9 protein-coding genes and 1 riboswitch are annotated in these 13,927 nt (G+C 69.2%); of the genes, 2 read left to right on the top strand and 7 right to left on the bottom strand.

Going from position 1 to position 13,927, the window contains the following annotated elements; all coding sequences use genetic code 11:
• Positions 1-6: 6 nt before the first annotated feature.
• From ACIA12_RS39345 to ACIA12_RS39330, 4 genes are all read right to left on the bottom strand, one after another.
• A complete protein-coding gene (locus ACIA12_RS39345; RefSeq protein WP_396372563.1) occupies positions 7-2,541 on the bottom strand; it encodes an ATP-binding protein in 2,535 nt (844 codons plus the stop codon).
• A gap of 17 nt (positions 2,542-2,558) precedes the next feature.
• The gene (gene metH, locus ACIA12_RS39340) at positions 2,559-6,170 is read right to left on the bottom strand and encodes a methionine synthase (protein WP_396372562.1); all 3,612 of its coding nucleotides are present in this window, start codon (positions 6,168-6,170) and stop codon (positions 2,559-2,561) included.
• Between the two features lie 21 nt (positions 6,171-6,191).
• Positions 6,192-6,271, bottom strand: a riboswitch (S-adenosyl-L-homocysteine riboswitch).
• Between the two features lie 87 nt (positions 6,272-6,358).
• The gene (locus ACIA12_RS39335) at positions 6,359-6,898 is read right to left on the bottom strand and encodes a TetR family transcriptional regulator (protein ID WP_396372561.1); all 540 of its coding nucleotides are present in this window, start codon (positions 6,896-6,898) and stop codon (positions 6,359-6,361) included.
• Entirely contained in the window at positions 6,895-8,328 is a 1,434-nt protein-coding gene (locus tag ACIA12_RS39330) for an MFS transporter (protein ID WP_396372560.1), read from the bottom strand. The genes ACIA12_RS39335 and ACIA12_RS39330 overlap by 4 nt, the downstream gene beginning before the upstream one ends.
• 150 nt (positions 8,329-8,478) lie before the next feature.
• On the opposite strand from ACIA12_RS39330, the gene ACIA12_RS39325 reads away from it, so the two are divergent.
• Together ACIA12_RS39325 and ACIA12_RS39320 are read left to right on the top strand one after the other, a co-directional pair.
• Positions 8,479-8,949: a cupin domain-containing protein gene (locus tag ACIA12_RS39325; protein ID WP_396372559.1), complete on the top strand. Its 471-nt coding sequence runs from the start codon at positions 8,479-8,481 to the stop codon at positions 8,947-8,949.
• Positions 8,949-9,881, top strand: a complete 933-nt coding sequence (locus ACIA12_RS39320; protein ID WP_396372558.1) for an NAD-dependent epimerase/dehydratase family protein — start codon at positions 8,949-8,951, stop codon at positions 9,879-9,881. The genes ACIA12_RS39325 and ACIA12_RS39320 overlap by 1 nt, the downstream gene beginning before the upstream one ends.
• On the opposite strand, the gene ACIA12_RS39315 is transcribed toward ACIA12_RS39320, so the two are convergent.
• From ACIA12_RS39315 to ACIA12_RS39305, 3 genes are all read right to left on the bottom strand, one after another.
• Positions 9,848-11,275, bottom strand: coding sequence for a PLP-dependent aminotransferase family protein (locus ACIA12_RS39315; protein WP_396372557.1), 1,428 nt, complete (start codon positions 11,273-11,275; stop codon positions 9,848-9,850). The genes ACIA12_RS39320 and ACIA12_RS39315 overlap by 34 nt on opposite strands.
• Positions 11,276-11,364: 89 nt before the next feature.
• The gene (locus ACIA12_RS39310) at positions 11,365-13,194 is read right to left on the bottom strand and encodes a trypsin-like peptidase domain-containing protein (RefSeq protein ID WP_396372556.1); all 1,830 of its coding nucleotides are present in this window, start codon (positions 13,192-13,194) and stop codon (positions 11,365-11,367) included.
• 122 nt (positions 13,195-13,316) lie between these two features.
• The gene (locus ACIA12_RS39305; RefSeq protein WP_396372555.1) at positions 13,317-13,874 is read right to left on the bottom strand and encodes a TetR family transcriptional regulator; all 558 of its coding nucleotides are present in this window, start codon (positions 13,872-13,874) and stop codon (positions 13,317-13,319) included.
• Between the last annotated feature and the right edge of the window lie 53 nt (positions 13,875-13,927).

The raw sequence follows: 13,927 nt of genomic DNA, 5'->3' as shown, positions 1-13,927 counted from the left end.
AGTTCCCTATGTTCGGGTCCCCAGCTCCCTATCTTGGGCGCGCACCCACTCAGCCGCTTCCTGCCGTGACGAGACGCCGAGCTTGCCGAGGATCGACGACACATGGTGATCGACCGTCTTCGCTGAGATGTGCAGCCGGGCGCCGATGTCCACGTTCCGCAGATGCTCCGCCAGCAGGGCCAGTACTTCGGTTTCGCGGTCGGTCAGGTGCGCAGGGTTGTCCCGGGTGCTCCCGCGCGGACGCCGGGGCAGCCGCTGGATGCCGCTCTCACGCAACTGCTTCGCGACGATTTCAGCGGCCGGCCAGGCACCCAACTGCTGGAGCCCGGACAACCCCTCCACTTGCCGCTCAGGATCCTCACTCGCCGCCAGGGCCAGCGCGGCTTCGTATGGGCACCCGAGCTCCTGCCACCCGTCCCCAGTCAGATAAGGCCGGGCAACGTACTCCGGCAGCTCGGTCTCGACTCCACCGAGCCGCAGCAACTGTGCCAGCTCCCCGACCGCCCACGGATGCTTCAGCACCCGCGCATGCTCATAGGTCTCACCCACAAGCCCCTCGATCAGCTCAGGACTCCCTTGCAGCCAAGCGTTCTCCGCCAGCGCCGCAGCGGCCGGCCACAACCGCTGCAGATCCCCTGTCTGTACTGCGAGCTCCCAGCCGCGCTGCAATGGCGTCTCCGCGTCCGGGTCCCCACGTCGCGCCCGAAGCCGGCCGAGCACCACATTGGCCACGATGTACGACGGCACGTGCTGACTGTGCGCAGCGAGCACCTCAGCCGCCTTCGCCCCAGCAGCAGTCCAGTGCCCCTGCTCGAACAGGCTCCGCGACTGCCACGCCTGCACGTAGCTTCCAGATGCGTCCAGGTCGCGGGCTGAGCAGTATTCGGCGGCCGCTGCGAGCCAGTGGTCGGCCAGGTCGTACCGGCGAACCTCTCCGGCACCCGACCCGAGATTGGTCATCGCCGACGCGACGCCCATCTGGTCACCGGTTTCGATCGCCGCGTCCAGACTGGCCGACAAGACCTCGACCGCGCGCTCCGGATCCGTCAGCCAGTGCGCGCTGCCGACCGCGTTGAGTGCACGGCCGAGTGTCTGCGTGTCACCGAACTGCTCGGCATGGGTGGCTGCCTTGGTCCCCAGAGCGATCGCTCCAGGCATGTCCCGGCCGAGCATGAGCAACCTGGCCAGAGCCGCGTACGCCACCGCCAGCCCGGGTCCCGGAGTACCGGCTTCCAACAGCTCGACTGCTGCGCGTGCCATCGCATGGGCCTCGGCATTGCGGCCCGCCTTCCACAGTACGTGCGAGCAGCGCGCCATCACCGTGCCCTGGTTGTCAACCTCTCCCAGTGACGCCCACAGCTCAGCAGATCGCTCGGATGCCTTGATCGACTCGGCTAGGTACCCGCTGTTGTCACAGGCCTCCGCGCTGTCCCTCCACAACGCGGCCTGCACCTCCACGGGTGCTCCACTGGCGTGCCGCAGCGCCCGCGCGTAGTGCTCGGCCGCCTGTCGATAGGCACCGACCTCCGCTGCTCGCCGGCCGGCCATTGGCGCGTATTCCAGAGCAGCGGCCCGATCCCCGGCCGCCTCGGCGTGGTACGAGAGCCGCGCCGGGTCCACCTCATCCAAACCGGCCAGGTAGTCCAGCACCTGCCCATGCAGTACCGGGAGCCGCACGGCCGGTACGTCGGACTCGATCGCCCGCCGAGCCAACTCATGGCGGAAGCGGACGGTCTGCCCTTCCAGCTGGAGCACGCCGGACTCGATGCACTCCTCAACGCCCTTACCCGCAAGGGCAAGCTCGGCCCGGTCCGGCACCAGCGAGACGATGTCCAGTACGGACCGAGCCTCTGGTCCTAGGCGAGCCGCTCTGGCCAGTACTGCGTCCCGCACGGTGGCCGGTAGCTCCTCACCCGGCGCACTGAGCGCCTCCGTGACGAAGAACGGGTTGCCATCGGTCACTGCGAACAACTGGTCGGCATCTAGCCCCAGCGGCTCGGCCAGCTCGGCTACCGCCGCCCGAGACAGTGCAGGCACCTGCAACCGGCGTACCGGCCGGGCGGTGGCCAGGTCGCCCAGGACTCGGCGCAGCGGGTGGTCGCGGCCGACCTCCTCGGAGCGATACGTGACAATGACGATCGCGGGCAGCTCATCGATGCGGCGGCCGACGAAGAGCAGCAGGTCGAGCGTTGCCTCGTCTGCCCAGTGCGCATCCTCCACCACCGCCACCGACGGCCCGGCGGCCAGCAGGTCGAGAAATGCCGTGAAGAGCGCGTGCCGGTCAGCCCCCGACCCCAGCAGACCGGTCAGCGCGGAGTCCTGGCTCGACCTGGCAATGTCATGCAACGGACCAAGCGCCCTAGGCGTACCGAGAGCATCACAAAACCCGTACCGAACCAGCGGCCGACCGGCGCAGAAGGCGCGCACCAACGAGGTCTTCCCGATCCCCGCCTCGCCCGAGACGAACACCATCGCCCCCGGCTCGACCTCCCGCAGCGCCGCCAGCAGCCCGTCACGCTCCACCAGCATCGTGACGGTCATCCCGTCACTGTAAATCCTCAGTCCGGGTCGTAGGCCAGGTTCGGGCGGAGCCAGCGCTCTAGTTCCTCCAGCGGCATGCCGCGGCGCTTGGCGTAGTCGGTGACCTGGTCCTTGCCGACCCGGCCGACGCTGAAGTACTTGGCCGCCGGGCTGGCGAAGATCAGGCCGCTGACGGCCGCGGCCGGGGTCATCGCGAACGACTCGGTCAGGCCGAGGCCGAGCTGGTCTGCCTCGAGCAGGTCGAAGAGCAGTTCCTTCTCGCTGTGGTCCGGGCTCGCCGGGTAGCCGAGGGCCGGCCGGATGCCGCGGAACCGCTCCGCGTGCAGGTCCTCCAGCAGCGGCTCCGCATCGGGCTCGAACCAGCCCTTGCGGGCCTCCAGGTGGATCCACTCCGCGAACGCCTCGGCGAGCCGGTCGGCCAGCGCCTTCACCATGATCGCCTTGTAGTCGTCGTTCTGCGCTTCGTACTTCGCCGCGAGCTCCTCCGCGCCGTGGATCGCCACGGCGAAACCGCCGAGGTGGTCGCCGGCCGGTGCGATGTAGTCCGACAGGCAACGGTTCTCGCGGCCCGCGGGCTTCTCGGTCTGCTGCCGGAGCATCGGGAAGGAGACACCCAGGTCGTCGAGCAGGATGTCGTCACCCTCGCTGTGGGCCCGCCAGTACGCGTACGCACCCTTGGCGGTGAACGAGCCGTCGGCGATGATCTGGTCGAGCAGCGTGTTCGCGTCGTCGAACAGCTCCCGCGCGACGGGCTGCTCCAGGATGGCCGGGTACTTGCCCTTCAACTCCCAGGCCAGGAAGAGGAACTGCCAGTCGACCATCGCCCGCAGGGTTTCGAGATCGGGGGCTACCCGGCGTACGCCGATGAACTCCGGGACCGGGATCTCGCCGTAGTCGACGACCTCCCGGTTCGCCCGGGCCGCCTCGATCGTCAGCATCGGCTTGCGCTGCTTGTTCGCGTGCTGCTCGCGGAGGATCTCCTGGGCCGCACGGTTGCTGACGGCAAGCTCTTCGGCCCGGTCGTCGTCGAGCAGGTCGGAGACCACGCCGACCACCCGGGACGCGTCCAGCACATGCACGGTGGTGTTCTCGTACGCCGGCGCGATCCGTACCGCCGTATGCTGCTTCGACGTCGTCGCACCGCCAACCAGCAAAGGAAGTTTGAGCCCGCGGCGATCCATCTCGGCCGCGACCGCGACCATCTCGTCGAGCGACGGCGTGATCAGCCCGGACAGCCCGACCACATCGGCGCCCTCGGCAACGGCCGTGTCGAGGATCTTCGCGGCCGGCACCATCACGCCGAGGTCGATCACCTCGTAGTTGTTGCAGCCGAGCACGACGCCGACGATGTTCTTGCCGATGTCGTGCACGTCGCCCTTCACCGTCGCCAGCACGACCTTGCCCTGACCGCGGACGTCCTCGGCACGCCCCTCCTGCCGGGCCAGCTCCTTCTCCGCCTCCATGAACGGCTCGAGGTACGCGACCGAGCGCTTCATCACGCGCGCGCTCTTCACCACCTGCGGCAGGAACATCTTGCCCGCGCCGAACAGGTCGCCGACCACCTTCATCCCGTCCATCAGCGGGCCCTCGATCACCTCGAGCGGCCGCTTCCGGGTCAGCCGGGCCTCTTCGGTGTCGTCCTCGATGAAGTCCACGATGCCGTGCACGAGCGCGTGCGACAGCCGCTCCTCGACGGTGCCCTCGCGCCAGCTCAGGTCGACCTCGCGCTGGGTGCCCTTGCCCTTCACGTTCTCGGCGAAGGCGACCAGCCGGTCGGTGGCGTCGTCGCGCCGGTTGAAGATGACGTCCTCGACCAGCTCCAGCAGGTCCGCCGGGATGTCCTGGTAGACCGCGAGCTGGCCGGCGTTGACGATTCCCATGTCCAGACCGACCTGGCCCGCGTGGTACAGGAAGGCCGAGTGCATCGCCTCGCGGACGATGTCGTTGCCGCGGAACGAGAACGACAGGTTCGAGATGCCGCCGCTGATGTGGACGCCCGGACAGCGCTGCTTGATCAGCGGCAGCGCGTCGATGAAGTTCTTCGCATAGCCGTTGTGCTCGGACATGCCGGTGGCGACGGCAAGCACGTTCGGGTCGAAGATGATGTCCTCGGGCGGGAAGCCGACCTTCTGGGTCAGCAGGTCGTACGCCCGGCCGCAGATCTCCACCTTGCGCTCGACCGTGTCGGCCTGGCCCTGCTCGTCGAAGGCCATCACCACCGCGCCGGCGCCGTAGTCGCGGATCCGCTGGGCGCGTTCGAGGAACTCCTCCTCGCCCTCCTTCAGGCTGATCGAGTTGACCACGCCCTTGCCCTGCACGCACTTCAGCCCGGCCTCGAGCACCGACCACTTCGAACTGTCGATCATGATCGGGATCCGGGCCACCTCGGGCTCGGTCGCGACCAGGTTGAGGAAGGTGGTCATCGCCTGCTCGCTGTCGAGCAGGTCGGCGTCCATGTTCACGTCCAGCAGGTTCGCGCCGCCGCGTACCTGCTCCAGCGCGACGTCGACCGCGGCCTGGTGGTTGTCGGCCTCGATCAGCCGGCGGAACCGCGCGGAGCCGGTCACGTTGGTCCGCTCGCCGATCATCACGAACCCGGTGTCCGGGCCGATCGAGAACGGCTCCAAGCCGCTGAACCGGGTCTGTCCGTAGGGCTCTGCCACCGTGCGCGGAGGCAGTCCCTGGACCGACTTCGCGATCTGGGCGATGTGGGCGGGCGTCGTACCGCAGCAGCCGCCGACGATGTTGACCAGGCCGGACTCCGCGAACTCCCGCAGCATCCCGGCCGTCTGGTCCGGCGTCTCGTCGTACCCGCCGAAGGCGTTCGGCAGACCCGCGTTCGGGTGGGAGGCGACGTAGGTGTCGGCGAATCGGGCCAGGTCGGCGACGTGCGGACGCATCTCGGCGGCGCCGAGCGAGCAGTTCACGCCGACGACGAGCGGCTTGGCGTGCTCGATCGAGCTCCAGAACGCCTCGACCGTCTGGCCGGACAGCGTGCGGCCGGACAGGTCGACGATGGTGACCGAGATCCACAGCGGCAACTCGGGGGCGACCTCGCGGGCGGCGGCGATCGCGGCCTTGCAGTTCAGGGTGTCGAAGATCGTCTCGATCAGCAGCAGGTCGACGCCACCCTCGGCGAGCGCGGAGATCTGCTCGGCGTACGTGTCCTTGACCTGCTCGAACGACACCGCACGGTACGCCGGGTCCTCGACTCGCGGGGACAGCGAGAGCGTGACGTTCAGCGGGCCGACCGAGCCGGCCACGAACTTGCCACCGGCCTCGTCGGCGGCCTGGCGGGCCAGCCGGGCACCCTCGAGGTTCATCTCCCGCACCAGCGACTGGAGGCCGTAGTCGGCCTGGCCGATGCTGGTCGCGGTGAAGGTGTTGGTGGTGGTGATGTCGGCGCCGGCGTTCAGGTACTGCCGGTGGACGTCCAGGATCACGTCCGGGCGCATCAGGTTGACCAGGTCCGGGTCGCCGGTCACGTCATGGGTGTGGTCGAGGAAACGGTCGCCGCGGAAGTCCTCGGGCGTCAGCTTCGCGCCCTGAAGCATGGTGCCCCAGGCGCCGTCCAGCACCGCGACCCGCTGGTCCAGCAAGGTCCGCAACTCGGTCTGACGATCCGTCACCGTCGGCCACCTCCAGAAGAGTTTCCGGAGGCGCCCTTACTCGGTGGAACCAGACCGAGCGTGGCGAGCCGTCCTGGCCCGTCGCAGCGCCTCTCGACCTGGACCCCGATCTTACTGACCGAGACGGCCGAACCCAGCATCACTGCCCAACTACTGAGATTACTCGCCAGTACTTGAGACGGCCCTCGCTACTGCTCTCCGATGAGCGTCTGGATTCCAGGGCCGTAGAGGTCAGCTATCAGGGAGGGGTCCGCCGTGGCGGCCGGGCCTTCCTTGTCTACGGAGAGGGCGGCGCCGAGGCCAAGGAGGTGGGCGACGATGAGTTCGGCGCGGACGGCGGTGTGGTCGCCGGTGAGGCGGTTGGCGAAGGCGTGCACTACCTGGTCGCGGAAGTGTTCGCGGAGCAGTTTGCGTTCGTCGCCGACGCCGATCGCGAAGATGACCCGCAGCAATAGGTCGGTCTCGGTTTCGCGGCGCCAGTTGATGAGGGTTTCGACGGCGTGCCGGCCGAGCTCCTCGTTCGGCGCCGCCAGCAGGAGGTCAGCGGCGTCGCTGAAGTCGGCGACGCGGTCGAACAGAGCCTCCTTGCCGCCGAAGTGCTTGATGATCAGCGAGGCGCTGACGTTGGCGTCGGCGGCGATGCCGCGCAGGGTGACCGCGTCGTAGGGCTGGCGGGCGAAGGCGCGGCGGGCTGCCTTGAGGATGGCGGGGCGGCTGGCGTCGGTCACGTCGTACGGCCCGCCTCGGCCAGCTCGGGGTGCCTCGCCGGTACTGCGCGCCGCGCGGGGATCAGCAGCGTCAGGCCGACCGCGACCAGCGCGCAGCCGCCCGCGATCACGAAGACGAGCAGGTACGCGTGCAAGGTCGGCGCGGTGACTCCGGAGTGCGTCGCCACCACATTGGTCAGCACTGTCACCACGATGGCGCTGCAAACCGCCTGGCCGATCGTGCGCATCAAGGTGTTGAGGCCGTTCGCCGCGGCCGTTTCGGTCACCGGCACAGCATGCATGATGAGGGCGGGCAGTGCCGAGTACGCCACGGCGGTTCCGGCCGAGACCACGGTCGCACCGACCACGATCGCGGCCAGGTTGCCACTGGTGAACAGCCGGACGAGGTACCCGAGCGCCATCAGCCCGGAGGCCACCGCGAGGGTGAACCGCGGCCCGCGAGTCTTCGAGATCCGGGCCGAGACCGGTGACAGCAGCACCATCGCGACGCCACCCGGCAACAGGCACAACCCGCTGACCACGATCGAGGCGCCGAGGCCGTAGCCGGTCGACTTGGGTTCCTGGACGAGTTGCGCGGTACTGAGCGAGTTGGCGTAGAACGCGAAGCCGATGAGCAGCGCCGCCAGGTTGGTGAACAACACGGCCGGACGAGCCGAGACCCGCAGATCCACCAACGGCGTCGCGCCGCGCAGCTCGTACCAGCCCCACAGCGGCACGATCGCCAGCGCGGCCACGAACAACCCGACGGTCGCCGGCGAGCCCCAGCCCCAGGCGCTCCCCTTCGACACCGCGAGCAGCAGGCAGACGAGGAATCCGCTCAACCCGAGCGCGCCCAGTACGTCGAACCGCCCGCTGCCGCGCAATGCCGACTCCGGGACGACAAGCAGCACGGCCGCGATGTTGAGCAGGCCGAGGGCGAGGCAGATCCAGAACATCATGTGCCAGTTCAGGTACTCGACCACGAGCGTCGCCGCGGGGATGCCGAACGCGGCGCCGACGCCGAGGGTCGAGCTCATGATCGCGATCGACGGGATGACGCGCTCCGGCGGCAGCTCGTCGCGCAGGATGCTGATGCCGAGCGGTACGACGGCGACGGCCGCGCCCTGGAAGCCGCGGCCGAGGATCAGTACCGGCAGAAGCGAGCTGATGGCACAGAGCAGGGAGCCCAGGACCATCGACGCTAGCGCGACCAGCAGCACCTTCCGCTTGCCGTACATGTCGCCGGCGCGGCCGAGCAGTGGGGTGAAGACCGCGCCGGTCAGCAGTGTGACGGTGACCAGCCAGCTGACGTCGGCCGGCTTGCTGTGGGTCAGGCCGGGGAGCTCTGGCAGCAACGGGACGACGATCGTCTGCATGACGGCGACGAGCACTCCGCAGGAGGAGAGCACCGCCAGTACCAGGCGTGGGTGAGCAGCAGGACGGACGGTCAACGGGGATCCTCACCGGGCAGGGGTGAACGCTTGTTTACCTCTCATGCTAAACGATCGTTCACCTTTGCCGGGAGGTGGCTCAAGTGGTCCAGTGGAATGCTTCGGAAGTGGACCAGGTGAATGGTCCGGAGCAGGATTAGCTTGGCGAGCATGACGAACAAAGTGACGATGCTGCTCGACCTCGTGCCGCCGATGGTGCCGGCCGGCGCCGAGGTCATGACGATCACCAACGAACTGCCGCCGGGCGATCCGGGCGCGGCGCCGCACCGGCACTCGGGACCGGTCTTCGGGTACCTGCTCGAGGGCGAGATCCTGTTCGAGCTGGAGGGCGAGGACCCGTACGTGATCAAGGCCGGCGAGGCGTTCTGGGAACCCGGCGGCGACGTCATCCACTACCAGGCCGCCAACAACCTCCCCGACCGCCAGAGCAAGTTCGTCGCCGTCATGATCGGCGTCCCCGGCGAACCAATGCTCACCTACGTCGACGCAGAGGAACTCGAGGCCCGGCGGGACCGGCGCGGAGCCCCACGAGGCACTGGGCAGAGCGCGGCCGCGGACGCAGCGTCCGGCGCAGGCGGCGGCTCTGCCGCTGGCTCTGGCTCGGAAGGCGCGAGGCACTGATGCGGGTGTTCTTGGCCGGTGCGACCGGGGCGGTTGGGCGGCTGCTGGTGCCTGAGTTGGTGGCGGCGGGGCATCAGGTCACCGGGTTGATCCGGCGGCCGGAGGCTGCTTCGGGTCTGCGGAGCCAGGGGGCCGATTCGGTGCTGGCCGACGTGTACGACGCCTCGGCGGTCGCGGCGGCTGTTGCGGCGGCCGCGCCGGATGTCGTGATGCATCAACTGACCGATCTGGCCAACCAGAACTACGCGGGCAACATGGAGATCCGCCGGACCGGCACCCGCAACCTGGTCGACGCGGCAGCCGCCGCAGGCGTGCGGAAGGTGATCGCGCAAAGCATCGCCTGGGCCTACGCTCCCACCGACGACGTCCCCGCCACCCCTGCCGCCACCGCCCCGGGCCCAGCGCCGGCGTCAGCGCCCGCCACTACGACCACCACCCCAGCCCCAGCGCCGGCCACCGAGCAGGACCCGCTCGACCTGCGGGCCGAGGGCGCCCGGCGGCAGACGGTCGCGGCGGTCGGTGCGTTGGAGGACATTGTTGCGGAGGCGCCTGAGTGGGTGGTGTTGCGGTACGGGCTGTTCTACGGTCCGGGCACCTGGTACGCGAAGGGCGGGTTGATGGACGACGCGGTGCGCGCCGGCAAGGTGGTACCGAACGCCGACGTGACCAGTTTCTTGCACATCGAGGATGCGGCGACTGCCGCGGTACAGGCGCTGGAATGGCCGACTGGTCCGGTCAACATCGTGGATGACGAGCCGGCGGCCGGTACCGCCTGGGTGCCGACCTTCGCGCGATCGGTCGGTGCGCCGGAGCCGGAGCCGGTCGACTCGGAGCGCACGCCGTGGGCGCGTGGGGCGGACAATCACTATGCCCGCAAGCACTTGAAGTGGACGCCGCGCTATCCGTCCTGGCGCGACGGATTTGTTGCCTGAAGCACCTTGGTGAGGCGGCCGAGCGCCGTCCGCCAAGCATGCGGCGGTGGAGTGGCATAGCCGAGGACGAGCGCCGCGGGCTGGGCGTCGTCCTCGGTGTGCCAGTAGCCCATCGTATGCAGGCCATGGACCGACAATCCGCCGTACTGCGCGACGTCGACCAGCCTCCGCTCCTCCTCGGCCGATTCGAGTGGAAGCAGGGCGTGCATGCCGGCCGCGATCCCCTCCAGCGGATGCGGCCAGACGGAGTTGACGCGATCGGCGAGCTCGGTCCGGCGGCGGCGATACTCCAGCCGTACCTTGCGGATGTGCCGGTCGTAGTCGCCGCGGGTGATCAGGTCGGCCATCACCAGTTGCTCCATCGCCGAGACGCCGGAGCCGGTACTGATCATTGCCTGCAGCAACGACCTGCGGAGTACCGGCGGGACGACGAGCCAGCCGAGCCGAACCCCCGGGGCGAGGGCCTTGCTCGCGCAACCGGCGAAGATCACCCGGTCCGGCGCCAGCGCCTGCATCGCACCGACCGGCTGCTGGTCGTACCGGAACTCGCCGTCGTAGTCGTCCTCGACGACGAACCCATCCTTCGCCCACGCGACGAACCTCATCCGCCGCTCAGGAGCCAGTACTGCGCCCTGCGGATGTTGATGAGCCGGCGTCAACACCGCCACCTGACCGCGAACGTCATCCGGGTTGGCGCCCGACGCGTCGACCGCCAAGGGGCTGATCTCCAACCCAGCCGCCATGACCAGATTGCGATGCCGCGCAAGCCCAGGATTCTCCATGCTCACCCGCTCCACGCCGAGTTCCCGGAACATCCGCGCCAACAAGGCCAGCCCATGCGAGTACCCGGCGGTGATCACCACGTCTTCGGCCGTCGCATGCACTCCCCGAGCGCGCGACACATAGTCGGCCACCGCGTTCCGTAGTACCGGCAACCCTTCCGGCGGCGCGTAATCAAAACTCTCACTCCCCGCCCCCGCCAACACCCGCCGCACCGCCCGCCCCCAAACCTGCCGAGGAAACGAACTCAAATCCGGCCGCCCAGCCTGCAAACTCAAAACATCCAGCCCACCCCGCTCCCCCGACGCCGCCGCCGCGAGATCTGCGCCGTTGCCGCGCACAGCACCTGTAGCCACTGCCGCGACCCGCGTTCCCGCCCCAGGTTGGCCCAGCAGCCAGCCCTCGGCCACCAACTGCGCATAGACCTGTACGACGGTCCCGCGCGCGATCCCCAGATCGCCGGCCAGCGAGCGTGTTCCCGGTAGCTTCGCGCCGGTCGTCAGGCGTCCTGAGCGGATGGCCTCACGGAGCGCCTGCTCCAGGGCGCGCCCGATCGACTGCGCCGGATCCAGCCGCAACTCCAGATGCAGATCAAGTCCCGCGCCCTTCTTCACCGGGTCAGCGTGGCATGCGAACGGGCCCGGGCGCTGTGGGGGGAGGGAGCGCGCGGGCCCGTTCGGGGCGGTTCGGTGACGGGAGGGTGTCAGCGAACCGGGCCGGTGGTGAGTTCGATGGTCTTGGTGTGCTGGGTGCCGGACTCGTCGGTCCAGGAGACCGAGACCTTGTCGCCGGGGTGGTGGGCGTTGAGGGCGGTGGACAGCGCGTCGGGCGAGTCGATCGTCTTGCCGTCGAAGCTGGTGATCACGTCGCCGGCCACCAGGCCCGCCTGGGCCGCCTTGCCGTTGGCGACCACGTCGTTGATGACCGCGCCGGCGGTGCCGTTGGCGTTCGAGAGGACCGAGACCCCGAGCATCGCGGAGCTGCCGATGTGGACGGTCGCGGACTCCTTGCCGGCCTCGATCTGCTTGACGACGTCCATCGCCTGGTTGATCGGTACCGCGTACCCGGTGGTGGTCGCCTGACCGCCGTTCTGCCCCTGACCGCCACCCTGGTCGCCCTGCCCGTCACCCTGCCCATCACCCTGGCCGTCGCCGAAGCCTTGCCCGCCGAAGCCCTGACCGTTGCCCTGCCCGTCGCCGAAGCCCTGTCCGTCGCCGAAGCCCGGAGCCGGGATGCCGCCGCCGTTGCCGAAGGGGTCGTTGCCCTCGCCGGAGCCGGATCCGTTGCCCGTACCGGAGCCGGAGCCGAAGTCGGTCAGCGCGGCGATCGCCGTGCTGGGCACCAAGCTGTTGTTGACGTTCGGGTTGTAGCCGGTCTGCGAGTTGCCGCTGCCCGGGTTGCTGGTGCCACCGGCGGTGTCGACGCCGATCACCTCACCGGCCGAGTTGGCCAGCGGCCCGCCGGAGTCGCCCGGCTGGATGTTCGCGTCGGTCTGGATCAGCCCGGCCAGGTTCTCCGGGTTGGAGCCGGACTCGTCGGTCGCGGTGATCGCCTGGTTCAGCGCGGTGACGCTGCCCGCCGCGTAGCTCGGCGTACCGCCCTTGCCGCCCGCGTTGCCGATGCCGACGACCTGGTCGCCGACCTTCACCTTGGACGAGTCGCCGATCTTCGCCGTCTCCAGCCCGGACGCGTCCTTCAGCTTCAGTACCGCGATGTCGTGCGCCGTGTCATAGCCGACCACCGTGGCCGTGTACGTCTTGCCGTTGCCCTTGTCGACCACGCTGATCTCGGTCGCGCCGGCGATCACGTGGTGGTTGGTGAGGATCTCGCCGTCGGACGTCAGCACGATGCCGGTACCGGCGGCGCGGGCACCCTGGAAGCCGAGCACGGTGTTCACGTCGACCAGCCCGGGCGTCACCTTCGCCGCCACCGCCGACGGAGTCATCACCTGCGACATCGTCGAGCTGTTCGCGTTCGACTGCTGCTCGATGCCCCAGGCAACGGATCCGGCCGCGACGACCGCCGCCAGCCCGAGCGCCCCGACCACCATCGGCAGCCGCTTGCGCCGCTTCGGCGCGGGAGCCTGCGGCCCCCACTGCGGCCCGTACGCCGGCGGCCCGTACTGCTGCCCGTACTGCGAAGGCCCGAACTGCCCATTCCCGTAAGGCACCTGCCCATAAGCCCCCGGCCCGAACGGACCCGGACCCTGGGCCGCCTGCCCGTGAGGCGCTTGCCCGTGAGGCGCTTGCCCGTACTGCGATTGCCCGTACTGCGGCTGCCCCTGCGGCCCATTGCCCAGGTGGGCCGGCCCGTAGTGCGGCTGCCCGTCCGGCACCCACCCCTGCTGCGGATATCCCTGCCCTGGCTGTGAATTCCCCGAAGGCTGCCCCGGCCCCGGCGTCTGCGGTGCGGGCGGCTGCTGCGCCGGCCCACCGGCCGCCTCCGCGGCACCTCCCGGCTGCACGCCTCCTGTTTGCGCCGACTGCCGGTTGTCCTGGTTTCCCGGCTCCTGCGGTCCTTCGGTGTTGTTCATGTCCCGTTGCCTCCTCAGCCCTTCCTGCCTGACAACGAGTAGACCTCGGCAGTCTGAGAGCTCCCTCGGCTGAACCGATGAATCACCTGAGAATCCGAAGTGACCTGGAACACCCCCGTGAACTACCGATGAAGAAGCAGTTCAACTGCCTTCACAACCGCCTGCCGACGCGCCGCCCGAGCCGGCTGTGCACCCCGGTACTCCGGGTTCATCGTCGACCAGCTCGTCGCGATCGACTGGATCAGCGACAGCAACGCGACCGGAGAGAAGTCCGCCGGTACCTCCCCCGCCGACTGCGCCTCCTTCAGCGCGCCCAGCCGCTCGGCGTTCACCGCGACCACAGCATCCAGTTGCGTGCTCTGCGGCCGCTCCAGCCGGTACCAGGTCGCCAACCGCAGATGCCCGGGATTCCGCTCGAAATAGTCGAAGACCCGCCCCGCATAGGCCGGCAGATCCTCCGCGTCGAAGCCCACCTCCGCCAGATACAGCTCCACATACGCCGTGAAGACCGCGTCGAACAGCCCGTCCTTGCTCCCGTAGTACGCGTAGAGCATCGCCTTGTTGCAGCCGGCGACCGTCGCGATCCGGTCCACCCGGGCGCCGGCGATGCCCCGCTCGGCGAACTCGTCGGTCGCCGCCGCCAGGATCTGCCGCTTGGTCCGCTCCGCGTCTCGCTGCATGCCGCCCAGCTTAGCCAACCAACCGGTCAGTTGCATATTGCCGCCCGGCGAGG

Origin of the sequence: Kribbella sp. NPDC051620 (assembly GCF_044453825.1) — a bacterium.
Classification (GTDB): domain Bacteria; phylum Actinomycetota; class Actinomycetes; order Propionibacteriales; family Kribbellaceae; genus Kribbella.
Note: the sequence above shows the minus strand (reverse complement) of the source record. Positions and strands in the feature narration are given on the sequence as shown.

What these genes read in the sequence shown, in the direction of transcription:
- ACIA12_RS39345 (WP_396372563.1), bottom strand. Translation starts at nt 2,541, where the DNA reads ATGACCGTCACGATGCTGGTGGAGCGTGACGGGCTGCTGGCGGCGCTG.
- ACIA12_RS39325 (WP_396372559.1), top strand. Translation starts at nt 8,479, where the DNA reads ATGACGAACAAAGTGACGATGCTGCTCGACCTCGTGCCGCCGATGGTG.
- ACIA12_RS39320 (WP_396372558.1), top strand. Translation starts at nt 8,949, where the DNA reads ATGCGGGTGTTCTTGGCCGGTGCGACCGGGGCGGTTGGGCGGCTGCTG.
- ACIA12_RS39310 (WP_396372556.1), bottom strand. Translation starts at nt 13,194, where the DNA reads ATGAACAACACCGAAGGACCGCAGGAGCCGGGAAACCAGGACAACCGG.
- ACIA12_RS39305 (WP_396372555.1), bottom strand. Translation starts at nt 13,874, where the DNA reads ATGCAGCGAGACGCGGAGCGGACCAAGCGGCAGATCCTGGCGGCGGCG.